The organism is Proteus appendicitidis, assembly GCF_030271835.1.
In the GTDB taxonomy this organism is placed as follows: Bacteria; Pseudomonadota; Gammaproteobacteria; order Enterobacterales; family Enterobacteriaceae; genus Proteus; species Proteus appendicitidis.
Genome location: NZ_CP127389.1, coordinates 3,766,957 through 3,786,702 on the forward strand (window position 1 = coordinate 3,766,957; position 19,746 = coordinate 3,786,702).

Here is a 19,746-nt window from a genome sequence, read left to right on the forward strand (position 1 = left end):
AAGGAACTATTTTAAGTGAAATAGTTCCTTTCTTTTTGTCTGTCCATTCATTCTGAAAATTTATACAATTCATTTCACTTACGGTATTTATATCATTTTACAATAGCACGATTTACACAAAACATAATCTTACCCTATCCAACAATAACCCAATAAAAATAATCATCTAACTTTTATTTTCTACCTATTTATATTAAGTAAGGGAAATAAATTCTTTCACGCTAAAGTTTTCAACATTCCAGCCGAATTAATCATTCTGCTAAGTGGACCTCCCACTTACCAACGAAAAGGCAAAGCTAATAGGTAGGGTTATGTTAAAACGAATTAAAATCTCTCAAGGTTTAATGTGTGTCCTGACTCTGTTTTGTATTATTCAGATCATTTCTGGAGTACAAAGCATTCACGATGCCTACCAGACTCAAAATACTCTTAAAAGAATTTCATACAGTTTCGATCAACTACGCACCATGGATAATACCTATGCGGAGTTGAATACATTACGTACTGATATTATTGCACAAGCATTTAGTTATATTTCAAATCCTCAAGCTGAGGATGCAAACATCACCGCATTTATGCAAACAATGCCTGCACGTAAAGCGCAAGTTGATGCATTGATGAATGAGTATGTGGAACTATCCGCGCAAACAGGTTTCGATCAGCAACGTATGGCACAGATCAAACAGCTATATCAAAAGAGCCGAACTGATCTTGATTTACTGGCGCAGTATTTAAGTGAACGTAACACTAACGCGGTTCGTTTAATTTTAAAAAGCCCCGCAAACACTAACTTCACAAATTCATTGTATGAAGCCACAGACTTTATTACCGATGAAGTTGTTAACCCTTCAGTGATTGAAGCAGAAGCTAATTACCACAGCATGTTGTGGATAGCATCACTCTTTATGGGTATCTTCCTCCTCTTTACCACCTTAGTGCTTATTTGGATCCGCAAATACATTATTGCTCGCATTAACCAAATGATCACCTATCAAGAAACAATTGCTAAAGGTGATTTAATCAGTCGCATTGATAACGATATTTCAGGTAAGACTGAAATCGATCAGCTCATGCTTGGCTTACAGCAAATGCGCGCTCAATTAAAAGAGATGGTAAGTTCTATTCGAAATACGAGTACAACCATTTACACAGGCGTACAAGAGATTGCTGCGGGTAATAATGACTTATCGAGCCGAACTGAAGAGCAAGCCAGCGCATTAGAAGAAACGGCGTCCAGCATGGAGCAAATGACCGCAACTATTCGTAATAACACAGAAAGCGCTCGTGAAGTAACAGAGCTTGTTATGAGCACTGCCGATATTGCCGTTCAAGGTGGCGAGCATAGTAATAAGATGGTCATGACAATGACCGACATTGCCGATCGCTCACAAAAAATTGGTGAAATTACTGCAGTTATTGATGATATTGCTTTCCAAACCAACATTTTAGCCCTTAACGCTGCTGTTGAAGCAGCAAGAGCAGGCGAACAAGGCCGTGGTTTCTCTGTTGTTGCTAGTGAAGTTCGCAACTTAGCACAACGCAGTGCAGAAGCGGCGAAAGAGATCAAAGAACTTATTGAATCGACAATATTACGTGTTAGACAAGGTAATGATCTCGTCGAACAGGTAAGTTTATCAATGGGTGAGATTGTTACATCTGTTAATCATGTTTCAGGTTCGATGAAGGAAATTTTATCTGCATCAGAAGAGCAAACGCGTGGTATTGCACAAATCAGCCTCGCTGTTAATGAGATGGATAAAGCAACCCAGCAAAATGCGGCGATGGTTGAACAATCAACGGCTGCTTCTGCCACATTAAGCGAACAAGCAAGTATGTTGGATACGATTGTGAATACATTTAAAGTGGAGCACGAAAAAGCCGCACCCGCTAAAGCTAAATTGCCCGCATTTTCAGCTAAATCGCAAGACACTGAAACACTTAAAACCCCCACAATCAAAACCAATAATCACGAAGTAGATGATAATTGGGAAAGCTTTTAATTATCTCTTTCACGTAACATCAAGAGAGATGGCGGTGTAAAAAATAGCCCAGAACTATAACAAAACCTCTCCCTACCCTACTCCCAGTCATTTTTCTGGGAGTATTTTTGATCTCACTTCACATAAACACAAAAAACAGACCTTTTTTCATACGAAATAAAAGCGTTTTTTCAGAAATATTAAGAGTATTTATGAAATTGATAATTTTATTTTACTTATTATAAGATAAAAAGATAAATAAAAATAAAATACTGCTTATTATCATTTTAATACTTAATAACTCATTATTAATATTTATATTTTAATAATTAACACAAAATATAAGTAAGTTAATACACTTATAGTCTTTTCTATTAATCATTAGAAAATTTTAGCCATTAGCTGATAATTAAAGCTAAAAAAAGAAATATAAGTCGTTTTTACTATCAAACAGAGTAGAAAAGGTAAAGTTTTTAAATATTAAGCCGAATAAGTTTAATTGATAAATAGTTATCGCTCCTTGCTGTGTGTCCTACAAACCAATTAAATAGGTAAGGCTATGCTGAAACGAATAAAAATATCTAATGGCTTAATGTTTATCTTAATACTGTTTTGCGCTATTCAACTTTTTTCTGGTGCAATGAGTATCCGTGACGCGAGTTTAACAAATAAACGGATCTCACAATTAGCAAATGGCTTTGAACAGATAAAAACGATGGATTATGGTTATGCTGAGTTGAATAAATTACGTGAAGATATGCTCAATATTATGTTTGAAGCTCATCTCACACCCGATATTGCTGAAAATAAAATCTCTGACTTCCTTTCTACTTATCCAAAACGAAAACAAGAAGTTACACGTATTATTACCGCATACTTCACGGCTACCGAAGACGCAGATTTTAATCCCGAAAAAATAGAGAGCATGAAGAAGCTTTTTAATCGAGTGCTTTACGATCTTGACCAACTTGTATCATGTTTAGAGATCCGCGATTACTACGGTTTTCAATCTCTTTATGCACATAATACCAATGAACGCTTCACTCAATCCCTTTATGAAGCAACAGATTATCTTAGTGATAACGTTGTTACTCACGCAATAAAAGCAGCTCAAGGTAATTATGAACGTACCTTAGTTTTATCTTTTGTCTTTATGTTTATTTTTATTCTTTTCACTGTCCTTGTTGTGCTTTGGATACGTCGAAATATTGTTTTACGTATCAATCAAATTGTCGATTATATGTCGGAAATTTCACAAGGAAATTTATTAGAAAATAAAGATGTCACAGCAAAAGGAAATAATGAAATCGACCAATTAATTACCAGTATTCAATATATGCGTACTGAACTGTCATTAATTGTGAATGCGATCCGAGGAACAAGTCATCATATTTATACAGGTGTTCAAGAGTTATCCGCAGGAAATACCGATCTTTCTTGTCGTACCGAAGAACAAGCGAGTGCATTAGAGGAAACGGCATCAAGTATGGAACAACTCACAGCAACAGTGAGAAATAATACAGAAAGCGCTCGTGAAGTTTCACACCTTATCAGTCAGACCTCCAATATTGCCAGCAAAGGGGGCGATGTCACCAATAGAATGGTGAAAACAATGACTGACATTGCTGATAGCTCACAAAAAATTGGCGAGATCACTGCGGTTATCAATAGCATCGCTTTTCAAACCAATATTTTATCATTAAATGCTGCGGTTGAAGCGGCCAGAGCCGGTGAACAAGGTCGTGGTTTTTCCGTTGTTGCAACAGAAGTTAGAGAATTAGCACAACGCAGTGCCGAAGCTGCAAAGGAAATTAAAGAGTTAATTGATGCCTCTATTAGCCGTGTTCGCCATGGTAATGATCTTGTTGAACAAGTTAGCATTTCTATGGGTGAGATACTGACATCCGTAAAACATGTTGAAGATTCAATGACTGAAATTTTATCTGCGTCAGAAGAGCAAACTCGAGGCATTACTCAAGTCTCTCTTGCGGTGACTGAAATGGATAAAGCAACACAGCAAAATGCGGCTATGGTTGAACAATCTTCCGCTGTTGCCAGCTTATTGACTGAAGAAGCCGGTAATCTTGAACAAATCGTTGAACAGTTTAAAACGGCTGAAAGTGAACAGTTCAATAAAAAGGCACAACACAAAGTAATAGAAAAACAGTTCTCATCTGAAAAATCGCTACATACAAAAGATGAAAAGATAAAAAATACAGTCAAAGATGAAGTGAAAGAGAGGAAATCAGCAAAAGGAACAACGACTGTAAATGACGGTGAAGATGATGATTGGACAAGCTTTTAACCCATTAATTTGAACATAATAACAACGTGATTTAAATACACACAAAGACACCTATTTTTAGTAGGTGTCTTTTTCTTTTACTTCTTAAATAATGACAAATTAATGAAATACATTGATTGCACTAACTAAGTAGTTAGTTTGTACTTTCATTTCACCTGAAATCACTGAGGCTTTCGAAACATAATTCGCATTTTCATGCGTAATCGATTCCAATTTTTCGACAGCACGGCCAAGCTCTTTTAAACCCGCACTCTGCTCTGATGATGCAAGACTGATCTCACCAATTAAATCGGTCACATTTTTAACATGCACCACAATATCTTCCATTGTTCCAACTGTTTCATTGACCTGCTTTGAACCCACTTTGATATTGCTACTTGAAGCATTGATCAATGCTTTGATCTCTTTCGCTGCTTCAGCACTGCGTTGTGCCAATTCTCTGACCTCTGTTGCAACTACAGAGAAACCTCGCCCCTGTTCACCCGCTCTAGCCGCTTCTACGGATGCATTAAGTGCAAGGATATTCGTTTGGAAGGCAATGCTATCAATAACACCAATGATATTACTAATACGATCAGAGCTTTTCGCAATATCATTCATGGTAGTAACGATATTATCCATTGCACTACCTCCTTTTATCGCTGCCTCACAAGTGATATTAGAGAGATTATTTGCCTGCCCTGCCGTTTCACTATTACTGCTTACCGCCGTTGTTAATTCATTCATCGTTGAAGCAGTTGCTTCAACATTGCTGGCGGTTTGTTCTGTTCTCACATACAGATCGCGATTACCTGCGGCTAATTGATCACAAGAAATATCGACTTGATGAATTTGATGACTCACATCACTTACCAACCAACGGAACATGCGTCCTAATTGATTGACGGAACGCTGTGTCATGCCGACTTCATCAATGCGATTGATATACGTAACGTTATGTTCATCGCCAGTTGCAACTCGATTCGCTTGCTCATTAAGTAGTCTAATTGGCTTAACAAGCTGAAAATAGAGAATACGTTCATTTGCCATCAGTAATACCAGCAAAATCGCGATATGCATAAAAAGAGCATAACCCGATAAACCAGCAAACCATGCACTTAACAACATAAAAGGTAAAGGTAAGAGGATAAAAAGACGGAGTCGTTTTTTTAATGAAATTGTTTGATTCCATGAGCGCCAACGTTGCCATCCTTTATAAACAAAAGCGCCTTTTAAAAACGTGTGTGAAGGGTATTTACCTTGATTAAAAGCGGCATAAAGTGCTGAGGCTTGTGCTATTTCCTCTTTTTTTGCCGACGTCCTTACCGACATAAAACTTTGAATTTTACCCTGACGTATAATAGGAGTGACATTCGCTCTTACCCAATAGTGATCCCCATTTTTACGCCGATTCTTCACGATCCCAGTCCAAACCTCGCCTTGCTTTAAGGTTCTCCACATATCCTTAAAAACTTCTGAAGGGATATCTGGGTGTCGGACAATATTGTGGGGATGCCCCACAAGTTCTTCCACTGAAAACCCACTGGCTTCAACAAAGTCCTCATTGGCATAAATAATATTGCCATCAAGATCTGTCGTTGACATCAGTGTTGCGTTTTCAGATACCGGGTATTCTCGCTGTGTCACCGGTTGATTGTTACGCATTAGTTACTCTCCTCGACATTGAAATTAAAACATCTCAACAAAAAAAGACTGCCTAAATAACTATCGTTTCGGCTGTTAAGAGAATAACTTTAGCAATAAGTGTAAATACCTACATTTAAATATTAGTTTTTTGAATCAGTTCAAAATTTTTAATTATCCAAGCTATTAATTAATGCCTGTGAACTCAGCACTAATGTCTTCGCACACTCATCACGTTTCTTTAATAACGCCATAAAAATAAGGTCGGTGATCGTGTTTTGTGCTGTACGTGAAGAAATTGAAGCACTTCGCCACTCACCTTCATCCGCAATTGTTTCTAATATATAATCAGAAATTCTTCCTAATGGAGAGTGTTTTTCTCCAGTAATAGCAATGATTTTTGCTCCCTGTTTTTTAGCCACAGAGGCCGCAACCAACATATCTTTTCTTTTGCCACTATAAGAAACAACTATCTGTAAATCCTTTGAACTTAACATTTGAGCAACAGATATCTGAACATGATGATCTGTTTCAATCAGAGTAGTTATTCCTATTTTCTGTAATTTATAACTTAAGTCTCTTGCGACTAATCCTGACCCCCCAATACCAATAATCTGAACTCGCTGAGCTTCATCAATAAGCTGGATCACCTTTTCAAAATGAAGGTAATTAATTTTGCGAGTGGTATCACTGATAGAATTATTCTTCTCTTGAGCAAGCTTTTGAGCGATTACAACTAAGCTATCTTCAGAGCCAATCTGATTATGTAATATGCTAGGATCTTGCCCAGTATTTGCATTTTTTCGCCCAAGATCTTCACTAATGGCAAGTTTCAAAGAAGGAAAGCCTTTGAAGCCAATTTTTTGGCTAAATTTAACAATAGCGGATTGACTCACCCCCATTGTTTCAGCGAGTTGCTGTGATGAAAGAGTAACCGTTTTTTCTGGGTTCTCTAAAATATAATCCGCTATTTTACGTTGATTTGTCGCCATACCAGGCTTGATCCACGCAATCTTCGTTAATGTTGGCATAATGACAATATCCACTTCGAGTACAATATAGTTATATATGGAATAATTTTGATAAAACGTTTAATACCTAAAGTAATTAGGTTTTTAGAATAAAATCAATTAGAAACAAAATATGAGACACAATAAATCATAAAAAAAGTAATATTATTATCGAAAGACTTGTTCTTATAATAACGTTATATTGACTTTTTTATTCAATCTCTCACACATTAACCTCTCTATTTTATAATACTTAATTTAATTTTTTCCAATTTTAAATAATAATTTATTCTTCTTGGTCAATAATACGATATAAACTGAATATATTTATATTCAGTAAAATTGCGTTGTTAAACATAATCATTAACTAAATAACAATATAAAACACATTTTAAAAACATTAACACAATAAAAAACCTTTAATTACAAACAATAACAAGGAATAAATAATTCCTTTATCGAGGAATTATTTTTATTTTTAATGATGTAAAAATAGATTAAATGGCATATTTTAATAAAAAGGCTGATATTAAAAAAAGTAAAAACCCGAAATTAATAAGCCTTTCATATAATTCATACTGTAACATACATAATAAAGATGACAGATGATCGCAGATCTCTCTTTTGATAGATTAATACTCTTTTTTTAATACACATTCAGAAAGATCATTTCAACCAAACTTAAAAAAACATCATTAAAACTAAAAAAATTAAGTTATCTATTGATTTATAACTATTTTTTAATTCACCCGATCCAAATCAACGGTACACAAAGTGCTGTTAATAATCCCATCGAGATATTAAAAATAAACCAAGACTGTCTGCTTTGTAAAAATAGGCTAATTAATGTGCCGCCTAAAATCCAAACAATACCCGCAACGAAATTAACAATGACCATAACAATACTAATCGCAATAACGGAGCTAAAATAAGCATCGCCCGATAAACTGAAGCTTCCTACTGCACCTAAGCCCATCATCCACGCTTTTGGATTTAGAAATTGCAATAATCCACCCTGAAACCAGCTTACTGCTTGGGGTGTTTTTGCTGGAATATCTAAACGCTGATAAGATGATGTTGCCGTTTTCCAAGCAAGCCAAAGTAGATACGCACTCCCGACTATCTTCAATCCAATGTGCAGTGCAGGATAAATTATCAATAATGCGGCAACACCAAATGCGGAACTCAATAAAACGCATTGCATACCCAGCATAATACCAGCCATCAGCTTTAATGAGCTTTTAAAACCTACATTAGCGCCTGATGAAGTCAGCAATAAGTTGTTGGGTCCAGGCGTGATAGCCGCAATAAACAGGAAAATAGCTAACGATGAAATCAGACTAATTGTCATTATAAGTGCTCAAAGATGTGACAGATGTTTTATTTTCACCGAAAATAGCAGTATGTTATTTAGCAAACAAGTGTTAATTCATTTTGATAGACGGAAAATATGTCTCAATACTTTAATCCAATGCGTTGGGCTAAAAATCCACATTTACAAACGCTCTTACCAAGAATTGTACGCAGGACACCACAACTTACGCCATATTGGCAACGACTCAATCTTCCAGACAACGATTTTGTCGATTTAGCGTGGAGTGAAGATCCGACAATGGCACTCAATAAACCACGCTTAGTCATTTTTCATGGCTTAGAAGGTGGATTTAGCAGCCCTTATGCTCACGGCATGTTAGCCGCAGCAAAAGAGAGGGGCTGGCTAAGCGTTGTGATGCACTTTAGAGGATGTAGTGGTGAACCCAATAGACAAAACCGTATTTATCACTCTGGTGAAACGGAAGATGCTCGCTACTTCTTAAATTGGCTGAAAAAAGAATTTGGTGAGCAACCAACAGCCGCCGTTGGTTATTCTCTTGGTGGAAATATGCTTGCCTATTATCTCGCAGAAAGTGGTGAAAATGCGGTTGTCGATGCTGCCGTTATTGTCTCTGCGCCATTAATGCTAGAACCATGCTCAACAAAAATTGAACATGGCTTTTCTCGTTTTTATCAATGGTATCTGTTAAAAGAGCTGAAAAATAACGCAACACGTAAGCTTGTTCGTTATCCTGAATCGTTACCCATTAGTTTGTTAACGATAAAATCCATTAAAAAACTACGTCAATTTGACGATTTAATTACCTCTAAAATCCATGGATTTAAAGATGCGTTAGATTATTATCGCCAATGCAGCGCATTGCCTTTATTAAATAAAATAAAGAAAACAACACTGATTATTCACGCTAAAGATGATCCTTTTATGTCTGCGGATGTTATTCCTGATATCACAACCTTACCAAATAACATTGAATATCAACTCACCGAGTTTGGTGGACATGTCGGTTTTGTCAGTGGAAAACTGTCTAAACCCGTGATGTGGCTTGAAAGTCGAATACCTGACTGGTTATCCGCTTATTTGGAGAAAACCAAATGATAATTCCTTGGAAGGATCTTTCCACAGAGGCACTTGATAATCTTATTGAAAGTTTTGTTTTACGAGAAGGCACTGATTATGGTATCCAAGAGAAAACGCTTGAACAAAAAGTCGCCGACGTAAAAAAACAGCTTAAATCCGGTGAAGCCGTATTGGTTTGGTCAGAACTTCATGAGAGCGTCAATATTATGCCGGCATCGCAGTTTCGCTCTGGTTAGTTATTCAAAGCAAGCGATGTATCGCCATCAATAAGGGTCAACCTTATTTAGCAAAAGGATAACCTATGTCAATCAAGCATCCGATCATCGCAGTAACTGGCTCTAGTGGTGCAGGGACGACCACAACAAGCCAAGCTTTTCGTAAGATATTCCAACAACTCAATGCAAATGCAGCATTGATTGATGGAGATAGCTTCCATCGCTATACCCGTCCTGAAATGGATATGGCGATAAGAAAAGCCAGAGAACAAGGTAGACATATCAGTTATTTTGGCCCTGAAGCAAATGATTTTAGCTTACTGAGTAAGACCTTAAGTCAGTATAGTGATACAGGGCAAGGTCAATCTCGCAAATATCTACACTCTTATGATGAAGCCACTCCCTATAACCAATTACCGGGTACATTTACCCCTTGGGAGCCGTTGCCAAATAATACCGATGTTCTTTTTTATGAAGGGTTACACGGGGGTGTAGTTACCAACGAACATGATGTTGCACAACATGTTGATTTATTAGTGGGCGTTGTACCTATCGTAAACCTTGAGTGGATACAAAAACTCATTCGAGACACCACAGAACGAGGGCATTCACAAGAGGCGGTAAGAGATTCGGTTGTACGCTCAATGGATGATTATATTAGCTATATTATTCCTCAATTCTCACGCACTCACATTAACTTCCAACGCGTTCCGACGGTTGATACTTCAAACCCCTTTTCTGCCAAAGCGATCCCCACTCTCGATGAGAGCTTTATTGTTATTCGTTTTCGAGGCTTAACCGATATTGATTTTCCCTATTTACTTGCGATGTTGCATGGCTCCTTTATGTCAACAATAAATACTATTGTTGTACCGGGCGGGAAATTAGGATTAGCGATGGAATTAATTATGGCGCCATTAGTCAAAAAATTATTAAATGGCGAAAAGATAAGTTAACCAAAATAAAATTTATCTCTATAAAAATAATATCCCATTAATTAAGGGATATTATTTTTCAGATTAAACTTTATTTTAAAATATCAAAATTAGTCAGCATCTTTTATTTCAAATGAATGCGTAATATTGGCTGCTTTTCCTAGCATTAAAGAAACAGAACAATATTTTTCTGCCGATAATTGAACGGCGCGTTCTACGATTTTATCCGTTAACTCTTTACCAGAAACAATAAAATGTAAATTGATATCCGTAAATAAACGAGGGGCTTCTTCGCGTCGTTCTGATGTTAATTTTACTTCACAATCAGTTACTTGGTGACGACCTTTACGTAAAATACTCACGACATCAATCGCGCTACATCCACCCGCAGCAATTAATACCATTTCCATTGGGCTTGGGGCTTTATCACCCGAATTCCCATCCATCATAATTTGATGGCCAGATGAAGATTCGCCAACAAAAGATAAATCTTCAACCCACTTAACTCTCGCTTCCATTTATTTTCCCCTAAAGATGACAGAAACTAAAAGAGTACATACTCATAATTCAACTGGCAATTAGCAAATAGGTTTATTATGCTGACTGCGTAAAACGAGACTTAATGCACTAATTGTGTTAAAAACAATATCTGCTTGATGATAGTGGTTAAGATCAATGCATTATTTTCTCATTTATTATAATCTACTCCATATTAACTTACCGTGTTCTCAGGAAGTTAATAGGTAAAGATAGGATTTTTAAGCACGCTGTCTCAAAAGGGAACCTATCCGTTTTGAAAGGCTGCATTTAACGTACAGAGGATAACGCGAATGGTTCTCGGCAAGCCGCAAACAGACCCGACTCTTGAATGGTTTTTGTCACACTGCCATATTCACAAATATCCATCCAAGAGCACGCTGATCCACCAAGGTGAGAAAGCGGAAACACTTTATTATATTGTTAAAGGTTCCGTGGCTGTTCTTATTAAAGATGAAGAAGGAAAAGAAATGATCCTCTCCTACCTAAATCAGGGGGATTTCATCGGTGAACTTGGATTATTTGAAGAAGATCAAGAACGTAGTGCATGGGTTAGAGCAAAAACAGCCTGTGAAGTAGCAGAAATTTCCTATAAAAAATTCCGCCAATTAATTCAGGTTAACCCTGATATTCTGATGCGCCTTTCTGCTCAAATGGCGAACAGATTACAAACCACATCAGAAAAAGTAGGTAACCTTGCTTTCCTTGATGTAACAGGTCGTATTGCACAAACCTTATTAAACTTAGCAAAACAACCCGATGCAATGACGCATCCTGATGGCATGCAAATTAAAATTACACGTCAGGAAATTGGTCAAATCGTTGGTTGTTCACGCGAAACTGTAGGCCGTATTCTGAAAATGCTGGAAGATCAAAACTTGATCTCCGCACACGGTAAAACTATCGTCGTTTACGGGACTCGCTAAGTTTCCCCGCTCGAATAAACAATAGCCCATAAAAGGGCTATTGATAGACTTTTATATGTAAACCCCATCCTCGTTGATGGGGTTTTTAGTCGATACTACCCTGCTACAAATTCCGCAATAGCCGCTTTTAATGCCACCATTCCTTCTTGTAGCTCTTCTTGGGTAATAATTAACGATGGTGTAAAACGCATCACATCGGCTCCTGCGTTTAACATCATTAAGCCATGTTTGGCAGCAAGACCGAGTAACTCTTTAGCTTTACCTTCATATTGTGGTGCCAATTGCGCACCAATCAATAAACCTTGCCCACGAATTTGCGAAAAGACATTATAAACTTGATTGATTGCCGCCAGTTCATCCACAATCCATTGATAGCGCTTTTCTACACCCTCCAATACCTCCGGTGTATTAATTAAATCAAATGCGACATTACCCACGGCACAAGCTAATGGATTGCCACCATAAGTTGTACCATGAGTTCCGACACCCATTGCAGAAGCTATCTCATGTGTTGTTAACATTGCACTAAGTGGAAAACCACTTCCTAGTGCTTTTGCGGTTGTAATAATGTCGGGTGTCACATCATAGTTCATATAGGCGAAAAGCTTGCCTGTACGCCCCATACCCGTTTGTACTTCATCAAGAACAAGCAGCGCTTGATGCTTATCGCACAATTCACGTAGCCCTCTCATAAACTCAGGTGTTGCCGCCGTTACGCCACCTTCACCTTGAACTGGCTCTAAAACAACAGCACAAGTGTGATCGTCCATTACCGCTTTAACCGCATCTAAATCATTAAAGGGGACGTGTACGATATCTGCAGGCTTAGGGCCAAAACCATCTGCATATTTAGGTTGCCCACCAACAGAGACTGTAAACAGTGTTCTGCCATGGAATGCATGGTGAAAAGCAATAATTTTAGTTTTATAAGGGCTATGGCGAGTAATGGCATAATGGCGCGCTAATTTAAATGCTGCCTCATTCGCTTCTGCGCCTGAATTGGCAAAAAAGACACGTTCTGCAAATGTGTTATCTATTAATTTTTGAGCTAAGCGCAATGCGGGTTCATTAGTAAAAATATTACTTACATGCCAAAGTTGTTCGCTTTGTTCTTTCAAGGCTTGATTAAGAGCAGGATGGGCATGTCCCAGTGCTAAAACAGCAATACCACCAGCAAAATCAATATACGATTTTCCCTGCTGATCCCAAACACGGCTACCCATCCCTTTGACAGGAATAAATTCTGCGGGTGAATAAATTGGCAACATTACTTGATCGTAAGTTGCCCGGTTGATGCTTTGCTTTTTCATTACCCCACCTGATCGTTATTCATATTTAATATGAAAATATAATCACTAAATATGAATAAAAAATCAAATGTGGTTTTGTATAAAAAGGCATTATTTCGCTATTTAAATGCTATCCATTTAATATTTAAGGAAATTATTTAATAGCTCATGCCCTTGTTCACTTAAAATACTTTCTGGGTGAAATTGAACCCCTTCAATTGGCAGAGTACGATGGCGAATTCCCATAATTTCATCAACATTTCCATCATGTTGGCTCCATGCCGTCACTTCAAAAGGTACAGGTAATGTCGTCGCATCAATCACTAAAGAGTGGTAACGCGTTACATTTAAAGGACGATTAAGCCCCTTAAAAACACCTTGTTGATTATGATGTATTAATGAATTTTTACCATGCATCACTTCTCGCGCTCTGATAACTGATGCACCAAAAGCTTGTCCTATCGCTTGATGTCCAAGACAAACGCCAAGAATAGGAATTTCACCGGCAAACCGCTGTATAGCCTCAAGTGAGATCCCTGCTTCATCAGGAGTGCAAGGTCCTGGCGAGATAACAAGATGTGCTGGCATCATCTTTTCTATCTCTTTAAGTCCGATCTCATCGTTACGCTTAACAACAACCTCAGCACCCAATTCACAGAAATACTGATAGAGGTTGTAGGTAAACGAGTCGTAATTATCAATAAGTAACAGCATATTAGCCTATCCGACTGATTTTCTTATCATTATCTATTTTATTACTATTTTAAAGCGAGTGTAGATTTGCCAAAATAGCTCGTTGTTTAACCGACTTGGGTACAACAAAGCCGATTATCATAGCACAGGTATAAAATATGAATAGTAAGCAAGAAAATCTGCTGATTTATTGCGCAATAACAATAATGGCGGTAATTGATGATGAATAGAGTAATTAATAGCGTGGCGAATACTTATTGCAGGAGATCACACGAAAAAAGGAAGGATAAAAAATATTTTTTCGTGCTAAAAACCCCGGAATGAAAATATTCATTCCGGTTTATATGTGTTTCATCTTATTAGAATAAGTAAATACCCTATCCTAATAATGCGTTTATTGTTTTACAACTTCCGCAGATAAAATAGTGACCGTTTTTACTGGCACATTTTGGTAAGGTCCAATATTACGAGTTGGAGCTTGTGAAATTTTATCAACGACATCCATTCCTTTCACAACTTTACCAAATACGGCATAGCCAAAATCACGTTGACCGTGATCTAAAAATGCATTGTCAGCCACATTAATAAAGAATTGGCTGGTTGCGCTGTCTTTATCTGACGTGCGCGCCATGGCAATAGAACCTTTTACATTGCGTAATCCATTGTCTGCTTCATTTTTAATTGGCGCTCTGGTTTGTTTTTGCTGTAAATCAGCAGTAAAACCACCGCCTTGAACCATAAAGCCAGGAATAACACGATGAAAAGTGGTGCCGTTATAGTACCCATCTTCGACATACTGAATAAAATTTTTCGTTGTAATTGGGGCTTTTTTATTATCCAGTGATATTTCAATATTGCCTTCAGAGGTGACTAATTTAACGAAGGTTTCTCCCGTTGCCATTGCAAAAGTCGCTGTTGTTAAAGTGCAAGCGGTAACGAAGGTGACAAGAAAACGTTTTAACATGCAGGGATCCTTTACTTTAATAGTCTACAACTTACTTAATATGCAGCGATTCTAATTCGCTGAGGTAAATAGTGCCAATCATTTACCTTTATTTACGCTCAATATGTCTAATTAGGTTATAACAGGGTAAATTTTAATTTTTAAGCACTGTTATAAGTCATTAAATTGCGCCAAAATAGAGTAAATAAATATTTTAGATATTCATTTTCATGCGAAATTGAAATGAGTATGCATGAAAAGCCGCATTATTTCAGAGAGGTTTATACCATAATGACCCAATTTAATTACCAAAAAGCACATTTCATCATCAGTGCGCCTGATATCCGTCATTTACCACCAGATACAGGAATTGAAATTGCCTTTGCGGGTCGCTCTAATGCCGGTAAATCCAGTGCTTTAAATGCGTTAACCCAACAAAATGGATTAGCCAGAACCAGTAAAACCCCAGGTCGTACGCAATTAATCAACCTTTTTCAAATTGAAGAAGGCTTACGCTTAGTCGATTTACCAGGCTACGGCTATGCCCAAGTTCCTGAAGAAATGAAGCGTAAATGGCAACGCTCTTTAGGTGAATACCTACAAAAAAGAGAGTGCTTAAAAGGTGTGGTTATTTTAATGGATATTCGTCATCCATTAAAAGATCTTGATATGCAAATGATTGACTGGGCTGTAGGCTCAGAGCTTCCTACTCTCGTTTTACTGACTAAAGCCGATAAACTTGCATCAGGCGCACGTAAAAAGCAGCTAATGAGCGTACGTGAAGAATTGGCAAATAAAGTGGGTGATATCCGCGTAGAATATTTTTCATCATTGAAAAAAATTGGCATTGATAAGCTACGTAACACACTTAATGAATGGTTTTCAGGTTCAGAAGAACAACCTACAAATAATGACAACGCTTAATTATCTTCTTTTTTCTCAACGATAGCGTGCTGATCTTCTATTGATAAAGGGGAAATCTCTTTTCCCTTTCACTTCTCACACAAACCACTTCAGTGAATTTTAGATAAAAAAATGCCCCAGTTGAAATAAAGTCAACTGGGGCAGCTAATATTCAGCTAAATCCGATTACGTGAAGTAAAAGGTCTGAAAGATAGAACATCTTACCTCTGTACCCTACGAGAGATAATGTACTCTATTTTATTGGTTAATAAAAGCCCTTTTGTAATTTTTTTTCACATGCAAACACGATTCAGCTATGTGTTTATGTATTCAAACCATAAATAAATGTAGTTTAATTACATAATTATGAGACTTTAATCACTTACGTGAATATGATTAAAAATAGAACAAATCACACAAAAGGTGCGGTTTATCCTTAATGATTTTGTGATACGCTTATCGCGAGACCGTAGTAAATATGTAATTAGCGATAAAATGAGGTATCCATGGCTGTATTAACGCTCCTGCGTTTTCCAGATGAGCGTCTGCGCAGAGTCGCAGCACCAGTGGAAAAAGTAGATGACGAAATACGCACATTAATCGATGACATGATTGAAACCATGTATGCAGAACGGGGTATTGGCTTAGCGGCACCTCAGGTTAATGTATCTAAACGCATTGTTGTAATTGATGTTTCTGAAAACCGAGATCAACCAATTGCACTTATCAATCCTGAAATTATCAGCACTGAAGATGAAGTGATGGATATGATGGATGGGTGTCTATCTATTCCAGATTCTTTTGCCCCAACAGAGCGTTACCGCTTCTTAAAGGTTAAGGCATTGGATAGAAATGGTGATGAAATTGAATTTGAAGCCGCTGATTTGTTTGCAGGCTGCATTCAGCATGAGTTAGACCATCTTGATGGTAAACTCTTTATTGACCATTTATCTCCGTTAAAACGCCAACGGATTGAGAAAAAACAGAAGAAATTGAGCAAACTGATCGACTCACAAGTTGCTTAATTATTCACTTATCTTTTTTTCATATTTTGATAAGTTTTGACATAAAAAAGCTCGGTAATTAACCGAGCTTTTTTTTTAAGGATCGTATTTAAAAACTAGTGTGCTTCATCCCAGTTATTACCAACACCCACTTCAACTTTCAACGGAATAGCTAATTCCATGCTACTTTCCATCAATTTATGGATCATGAGATTTGCGTTCTCTAGGTAAGATCCTCGCACTTCAAACACTAATTCATCGTGTACTTGCATAATCATATGCACATCAGCAGGACATTCATTGCAAATCCAATTATCCACAGCAATCATGGCTTTTTTGATAATATCTGCAGCTGTACCCTGCATTGGAGCATTAATCGCCTCACGCTCTGAAGCTTTACGACGAATTGCATTCTTTGAATTAATTTCTGGTAAATAGAGGCGACGACCATCTAACGTTTCAACATAGCCTTGTTCAGAAGCTTGTTTACGTGTGCGCTCCATATAGTCCAAGACACCCGGATAACGTTCAAAATAGAGATCCATATAACGCTGAGCTTCTCTTCTCTCAACACCAATCTGTTGTGATAAGCCAAATGCACTCATGCCATAAATAAGACCAAAGTTGATCGCTTTCGCACTACGACGTTGCTCAGAGGTAACTTCTTCTAAAGGTATACCAAACACTTCAGATGCAGTTGCACGGTGAATATCTTTACCTTGAGCAAAGGCATCTAACAAGCCTTTATCTTGCGATAAATGCGCCATGATCCGTAATTCAATTTGTGAATAGTCGGCAGCAACAATTTTAAAACCTTCACGCGCAATAAATGCTTGGCGAATTCGACGCCCTTCTTCATTTCTCACTGGGATATTTTGAAGATTCGGATCACGAGAAGATAAACGCCCCGTTGCCGTCACCGCTTGATGATATGAAGTATGTACACGCTTCGTCTTACTATTTACCATTAATGGTAATTTATCTGTATAGGTAGATTTTAGTTTCGCAAGACCACGATGCTCTAAAATTAAACGAGGCAATTCATGGCTATGCGCTAATTCTTCCAATACTTCTTCATTGGTAGATGGCGCACCTTTCGGGGTTTTCTTGATAACTGGCAACTGCAACTTATCAAATAAAATTTCTTGTAACTGCTTAGGTGAAGAGAGATTAAATTCTTGCCCTGCTAACGCAAACGTCTCTTTTTCAATTTCAGCTAAACGCTGTGTAATTTCTTGAGATTGAACAGCTAACACTTGAGCATCAATTAATACCCCTTTACGTTCCATTCTAGAAAGCACAGGGACTAATGGCATTTCGATATCGCGATAAACATGCTTAAGAGGCGCTATGGCTTCTATTTGAGGGTATAGCGCTTGATGGAGTAATAAAGTGATATCGGCATCTTCAGCCGCATATAACGTCGCTTGTTCAACCTCAATTTGGTTAAACGTTAACTGACCTTTACCTTTACCGGCAATTTCTTCAAATGTTGTGGTTTTATGGTTTAAATGCTTTTCAGCCAAAGTATCCATATCATGTCGATTACTCACGCTATTTAATACGTAAGATTCCAACATCGTATCAAAATGGATGCCGTTTAATTCGATACCTTCATTTTCCATAATGCCACGATCAAACTTCAAATTTTGCCCAATTTTTAGAATGTTTTTATCTTCTAAAATAGGTTTTAATGCCGCTAGCACATCATTAATAGGAAGTTGGTCTGGCGCATCTAAATACTCATGACGCAATGGAATATAAGCAGCTTTACCCGGTTCAATAGCAAATGATAATCCTACTAAACGAGCATCAATATTATTTAAGCTGTCCGTTTCTGTATCAAAGGCAAATGCAGGCGCTTTTTTGAGAAGATCAACCCATCGCGCTAAACTTTCATGCGTTAAGATAGCTTCATAATTCTCTTGTGTAATCACAGGGAAATTAGCTGATACAGGCGCATCTTTGGAGTTAACGGCTTCTGAGGTATAAGGGACAGCAACTTTTTGTGTACTACGCTGTGCTAACCAGCCACCATTTTGAAGATCACTTATCCAGCGTTTAAATTCATAACGCGTGAACATCTCTAATAATTGATCTAAATTTGGCTCCTTAACCACTAAATCATCAAACGTTTTATCGAGTTCAACATCGGTTTTAATCGTTGCCAGCTTATAAGAAAGTTTTGCCACTTTCTCATGCTCTGCCATTTTAGCACCCAGTGTTTTAGCACCACGGAAACTCAACGTTGCGATATTATCAAGCTGTTGATAGATATCCTCTAAACTACCAAGCCCTTGTAAAAGACCCAGTGCGGTTTTTTCACCCACGCCCGGAACACCAGGGATGTTATCTGATGAGTCTCCCATTAATGCGAGGAAATCAATAATCAGCTCGGGAGGAACACCGTATTTTTCTTTAACTTCATCAGGACCTAAAATAACGTTGGTCATGGTATTAATCAGTGTGATCTTTGGCGTCACTAATTGCGCCATATCTTTATCACCAGTACTGATTAGAACATCACGTCCATCAGCCGCTGCTTTTAGTGCCAATGTTCCAATAACGTCATCCGCTTCCACACCTGAAATAGATAACAATGGTAAACCCATTGCTTGCACCATTTCATGTAAAGGCGCTATTTGTTCACGCAGATCATCCGGCATTGGAGGACGATTAGATTTATATTCCTCATACAACTCATCACGGAATGTTTTACCTTTAGCGTCAAACACAACCGCAACATGGCTTGGCTTATACTGTATTATTAGGCTGCGCAGCATGTTCAACACACCATACATTGCACCAGTTGGCTCACCTTGGCTATTGGTTAGCGGTGGAAAGGCATGATAGGCACGGTAAAGGTATGAAGAGCCATCTACAAGGATAAAGGGGTTTTCTGCTATCTGGACCATAATCTGTTCATCATTGTTCTGAGGTTCGTTGATATGACTAGAATGCCACATCACAG

General features: G+C 37.7%; 17 protein-coding genes. 8 read left to right on the top strand and 9 right to left on the bottom strand.

Annotated elements, in window-relative coordinates; translation table 11 throughout:
• Positions 1-311: 311 nt before the first annotated feature.
• Entirely contained in the window at positions 312-2,000 is a 1,689-nt protein-coding gene (locus QQS39_RS17210) for a methyl-accepting chemotaxis protein (protein ID WP_285805033.1), read from the top strand.
• Positions 2,001-2,538: 538 nt separating this feature from the next.
• On the top strand, positions 2,539-4,284 hold the full coding sequence (locus QQS39_RS17215) for a methyl-accepting chemotaxis protein (RefSeq protein WP_151436297.1): 1,746 nt from the start codon (positions 2,539-2,541) through the stop codon (positions 4,282-4,284).
• Between the two features lie 99 nt (positions 4,285-4,383).
• Here the strand turns inward: QQS39_RS17215 and QQS39_RS17220 are convergent, their stop codons facing one another.
• The 3 genes from QQS39_RS17220 to QQS39_RS17230 all read right to left on the bottom strand — a co-directional run bounded on the left by QQS39_RS17220 (position 4,384) and on the right by QQS39_RS17230 (position 8,268).
• Entirely contained in the window at positions 4,384-5,928 is a 1,545-nt protein-coding gene (locus tag QQS39_RS17220) for a methyl-accepting chemotaxis protein (protein ID WP_151436298.1), read from the bottom strand.
• A gap of 149 nt (positions 5,929-6,077) precedes the next feature.
• Positions 6,078-6,938, bottom strand: a complete 861-nt coding sequence (locus QQS39_RS17225) for an SIS domain-containing protein (RefSeq protein WP_151436299.1) — start codon at positions 6,936-6,938, stop codon at positions 6,078-6,080.
• 724 nt (positions 6,939-7,662) lie between these two features.
• Entirely contained in the window at positions 7,663-8,268 is a 606-nt protein-coding gene (locus QQS39_RS17230; protein WP_151436300.1) for a LysE family translocator, read from the bottom strand.
• A 99-nt stretch (positions 8,269-8,367) separates the two neighbouring features.
• Here QQS39_RS17230 and QQS39_RS17235 point away from each other — a divergent pair, with 99 nt between their 5' ends.
• From QQS39_RS17235 to QQS39_RS17245, 3 genes are all read left to right on the top strand, one after another.
• Positions 8,368-9,348, top strand: a complete 981-nt coding sequence (locus QQS39_RS17235; protein WP_151436301.1) for a hydrolase — start codon at positions 8,368-8,370, stop codon at positions 9,346-9,348.
• Positions 9,345-9,566 carry a YheU family protein gene (locus QQS39_RS17240; RefSeq protein ID WP_151436302.1) on the top strand — a complete coding sequence of 74 codons (222 nt, stop codon included), beginning with the start codon at positions 9,345-9,347 and terminating at the stop codon, positions 9,564-9,566. Before QQS39_RS17235 ends, QQS39_RS17240 begins: the two co-directional genes overlap by 4 nt.
• A 65-nt stretch (positions 9,567-9,631) precedes the next feature.
• The gene (locus QQS39_RS17245) at positions 9,632-10,501 is read left to right on the top strand and encodes a phosphoribulokinase (protein ID WP_109374239.1); all 870 of its coding nucleotides are present in this window, start codon (positions 9,632-9,634) and stop codon (positions 10,499-10,501) included.
• 89 nt (positions 10,502-10,590) lie between these two features.
• On the opposite strand, the gene QQS39_RS17250 is transcribed toward QQS39_RS17245, so the two are convergent.
• Positions 10,591-10,998, bottom strand: coding sequence for an OsmC family protein (locus QQS39_RS17250; RefSeq protein WP_023583286.1), 408 nt, complete (start codon positions 10,996-10,998; stop codon positions 10,591-10,593).
• Between the two features lie 312 nt (positions 10,999-11,310).
• Between QQS39_RS17250 and crp the strand changes: the two genes are divergently transcribed.
• Complete coding sequence (crp, locus tag QQS39_RS17255) at positions 11,311-11,943, top strand: cAMP-activated global transcriptional regulator CRP (protein ID WP_004246872.1); 633 nt, start codon at positions 11,311-11,313, stop codon at positions 11,941-11,943.
• A 95-nt stretch (positions 11,944-12,038) separates the two neighbouring features.
• On the opposite strand, the gene argD is transcribed toward crp, so the two are convergent.
• From argD to ppiA, 3 genes are all read right to left on the bottom strand, one after another.
• Positions 12,039-13,253 carry a bifunctional acetylornithine/succinyldiaminopimelate transaminase gene (gene argD / locus QQS39_RS17260; protein WP_285805034.1) on the bottom strand — a complete coding sequence of 405 codons (1,215 nt, stop codon included), beginning with the start codon at positions 13,251-13,253 and terminating at the stop codon, positions 12,039-12,041.
• Between the two features lie 117 nt (positions 13,254-13,370).
• On the bottom strand, positions 13,371-13,946 hold the full coding sequence (locus tag QQS39_RS17265) for an aminodeoxychorismate synthase component II (RefSeq protein ID WP_100159719.1): 576 nt from the start codon (positions 13,944-13,946) through the stop codon (positions 13,371-13,373).
• Between the two features lie 373 nt (positions 13,947-14,319).
• On the bottom strand, positions 14,320-14,889 hold the full coding sequence (gene ppiA, locus QQS39_RS17270; RefSeq protein ID WP_069369599.1) for a peptidylprolyl isomerase A: 570 nt from the start codon (positions 14,887-14,889) through the stop codon (positions 14,320-14,322).
• Between the two features lie 270 nt (positions 14,890-15,159).
• Here ppiA and yihA point away from each other — a divergent pair, with 270 nt between their 5' ends.
• Entirely contained in the window at positions 15,160-15,792 is a 633-nt protein-coding gene (yihA, locus tag QQS39_RS17275) for a ribosome biogenesis GTP-binding protein YihA/YsxC (RefSeq protein WP_285805035.1), read from the top strand.
• 151 nt (positions 15,793-15,943) lie between these two features.
• Here yihA and spfP read toward each other — a convergent pair whose 3' ends face one another.
• On the bottom strand, positions 15,944-15,991 hold the full coding sequence (gene spfP / locus QQS39_RS18770; protein WP_438361642.1) for a small protein SpfP: 48 nt from the start codon (positions 15,989-15,991) through the stop codon (positions 15,944-15,946).
• Between the two features lie 286 nt (positions 15,992-16,277).
• On the opposite strand from spfP, the gene def reads away from it, so the two are divergent.
• Complete coding sequence (gene def, locus QQS39_RS17280; protein ID WP_285805036.1) at positions 16,278-16,796, top strand: peptide deformylase; 519 nt, start codon at positions 16,278-16,280, stop codon at positions 16,794-16,796.
• A 95-nt stretch (positions 16,797-16,891) separates the two neighbouring features.
• On the opposite strand, the gene polA is transcribed toward def, so the two are convergent.
• Complete coding sequence (gene polA / locus QQS39_RS17285) at positions 16,892-19,690, bottom strand: DNA polymerase I (RefSeq protein WP_285805037.1); 2,799 nt, start codon at positions 19,688-19,690, stop codon at positions 16,892-16,894.
• Positions 19,691-19,746: the final 56 nt, after the last annotated feature.

What these genes read in the sequence shown, in the direction of transcription:
- QQS39_RS17250 (WP_023583286.1), bottom strand. Translation starts at nt 10,998, where the DNA reads ATGGAAGCGAGAGTTAAGTGGGTTGAAGATTTATCTTTTGTTGGCGAA.
- polA (WP_285805037.1), bottom strand. Translation starts at nt 19,690, where the DNA reads ATGGTCCAGATAGCAGAAAACCCCTTTATCCTTGTAGATGGCTCTTCA.
- QQS39_RS17220 (WP_151436298.1), bottom strand. Translation starts at nt 5,928, where the DNA reads ATGCGTAACAATCAACCGGTGACACAGCGAGAATACCCGGTATCTGAA.
- QQS39_RS17230 (WP_151436300.1), bottom strand. Translation starts at nt 8,268, where the DNA reads ATGACAATTAGTCTGATTTCATCGTTAGCTATTTTCCTGTTTATTGCG.
- yihA (WP_285805035.1), top strand. Translation starts at nt 15,160, where the DNA reads ATGACCCAATTTAATTACCAAAAAGCACATTTCATCATCAGTGCGCCT.
- QQS39_RS17265 (WP_100159719.1), bottom strand. Translation starts at nt 13,946, where the DNA reads ATGCTGTTACTTATTGATAATTACGACTCGTTTACCTACAACCTCTAT.
- argD (WP_285805034.1), bottom strand. Translation starts at nt 13,253, where the DNA reads ATGAAAAAGCAAAGCATCAACCGGGCAACTTACGATCAAGTAATGTTG.
- QQS39_RS17215 (WP_151436297.1), top strand. Translation starts at nt 2,539, where the DNA reads ATGCTGAAACGAATAAAAATATCTAATGGCTTAATGTTTATCTTAATA.
- QQS39_RS17240 (WP_151436302.1), top strand. Translation starts at nt 9,345, where the DNA reads ATGATAATTCCTTGGAAGGATCTTTCCACAGAGGCACTTGATAATCTT.
- QQS39_RS17225 (WP_151436299.1), bottom strand. Translation starts at nt 6,938, where the DNA reads ATGCCAACATTAACGAAGATTGCGTGGATCAAGCCTGGTATGGCGACA.
- def (WP_285805036.1), top strand. Translation starts at nt 16,278, where the DNA reads ATGGCTGTATTAACGCTCCTGCGTTTTCCAGATGAGCGTCTGCGCAGA.
- QQS39_RS17235 (WP_151436301.1), top strand. Translation starts at nt 8,368, where the DNA reads ATGTCTCAATACTTTAATCCAATGCGTTGGGCTAAAAATCCACATTTA.
- QQS39_RS17245 (WP_109374239.1), top strand. Translation starts at nt 9,632, where the DNA reads ATGTCAATCAAGCATCCGATCATCGCAGTAACTGGCTCTAGTGGTGCA.
- ppiA (WP_069369599.1), bottom strand. Translation starts at nt 14,889, where the DNA reads ATGTTAAAACGTTTTCTTGTCACCTTCGTTACCGCTTGCACTTTAACA.
- QQS39_RS17210 (WP_285805033.1), top strand. Translation starts at nt 312, where the DNA reads ATGTTAAAACGAATTAAAATCTCTCAAGGTTTAATGTGTGTCCTGACT.
- crp (WP_004246872.1), top strand. Translation starts at nt 11,311, where the DNA reads ATGGTTCTCGGCAAGCCGCAAACAGACCCGACTCTTGAATGGTTTTTG.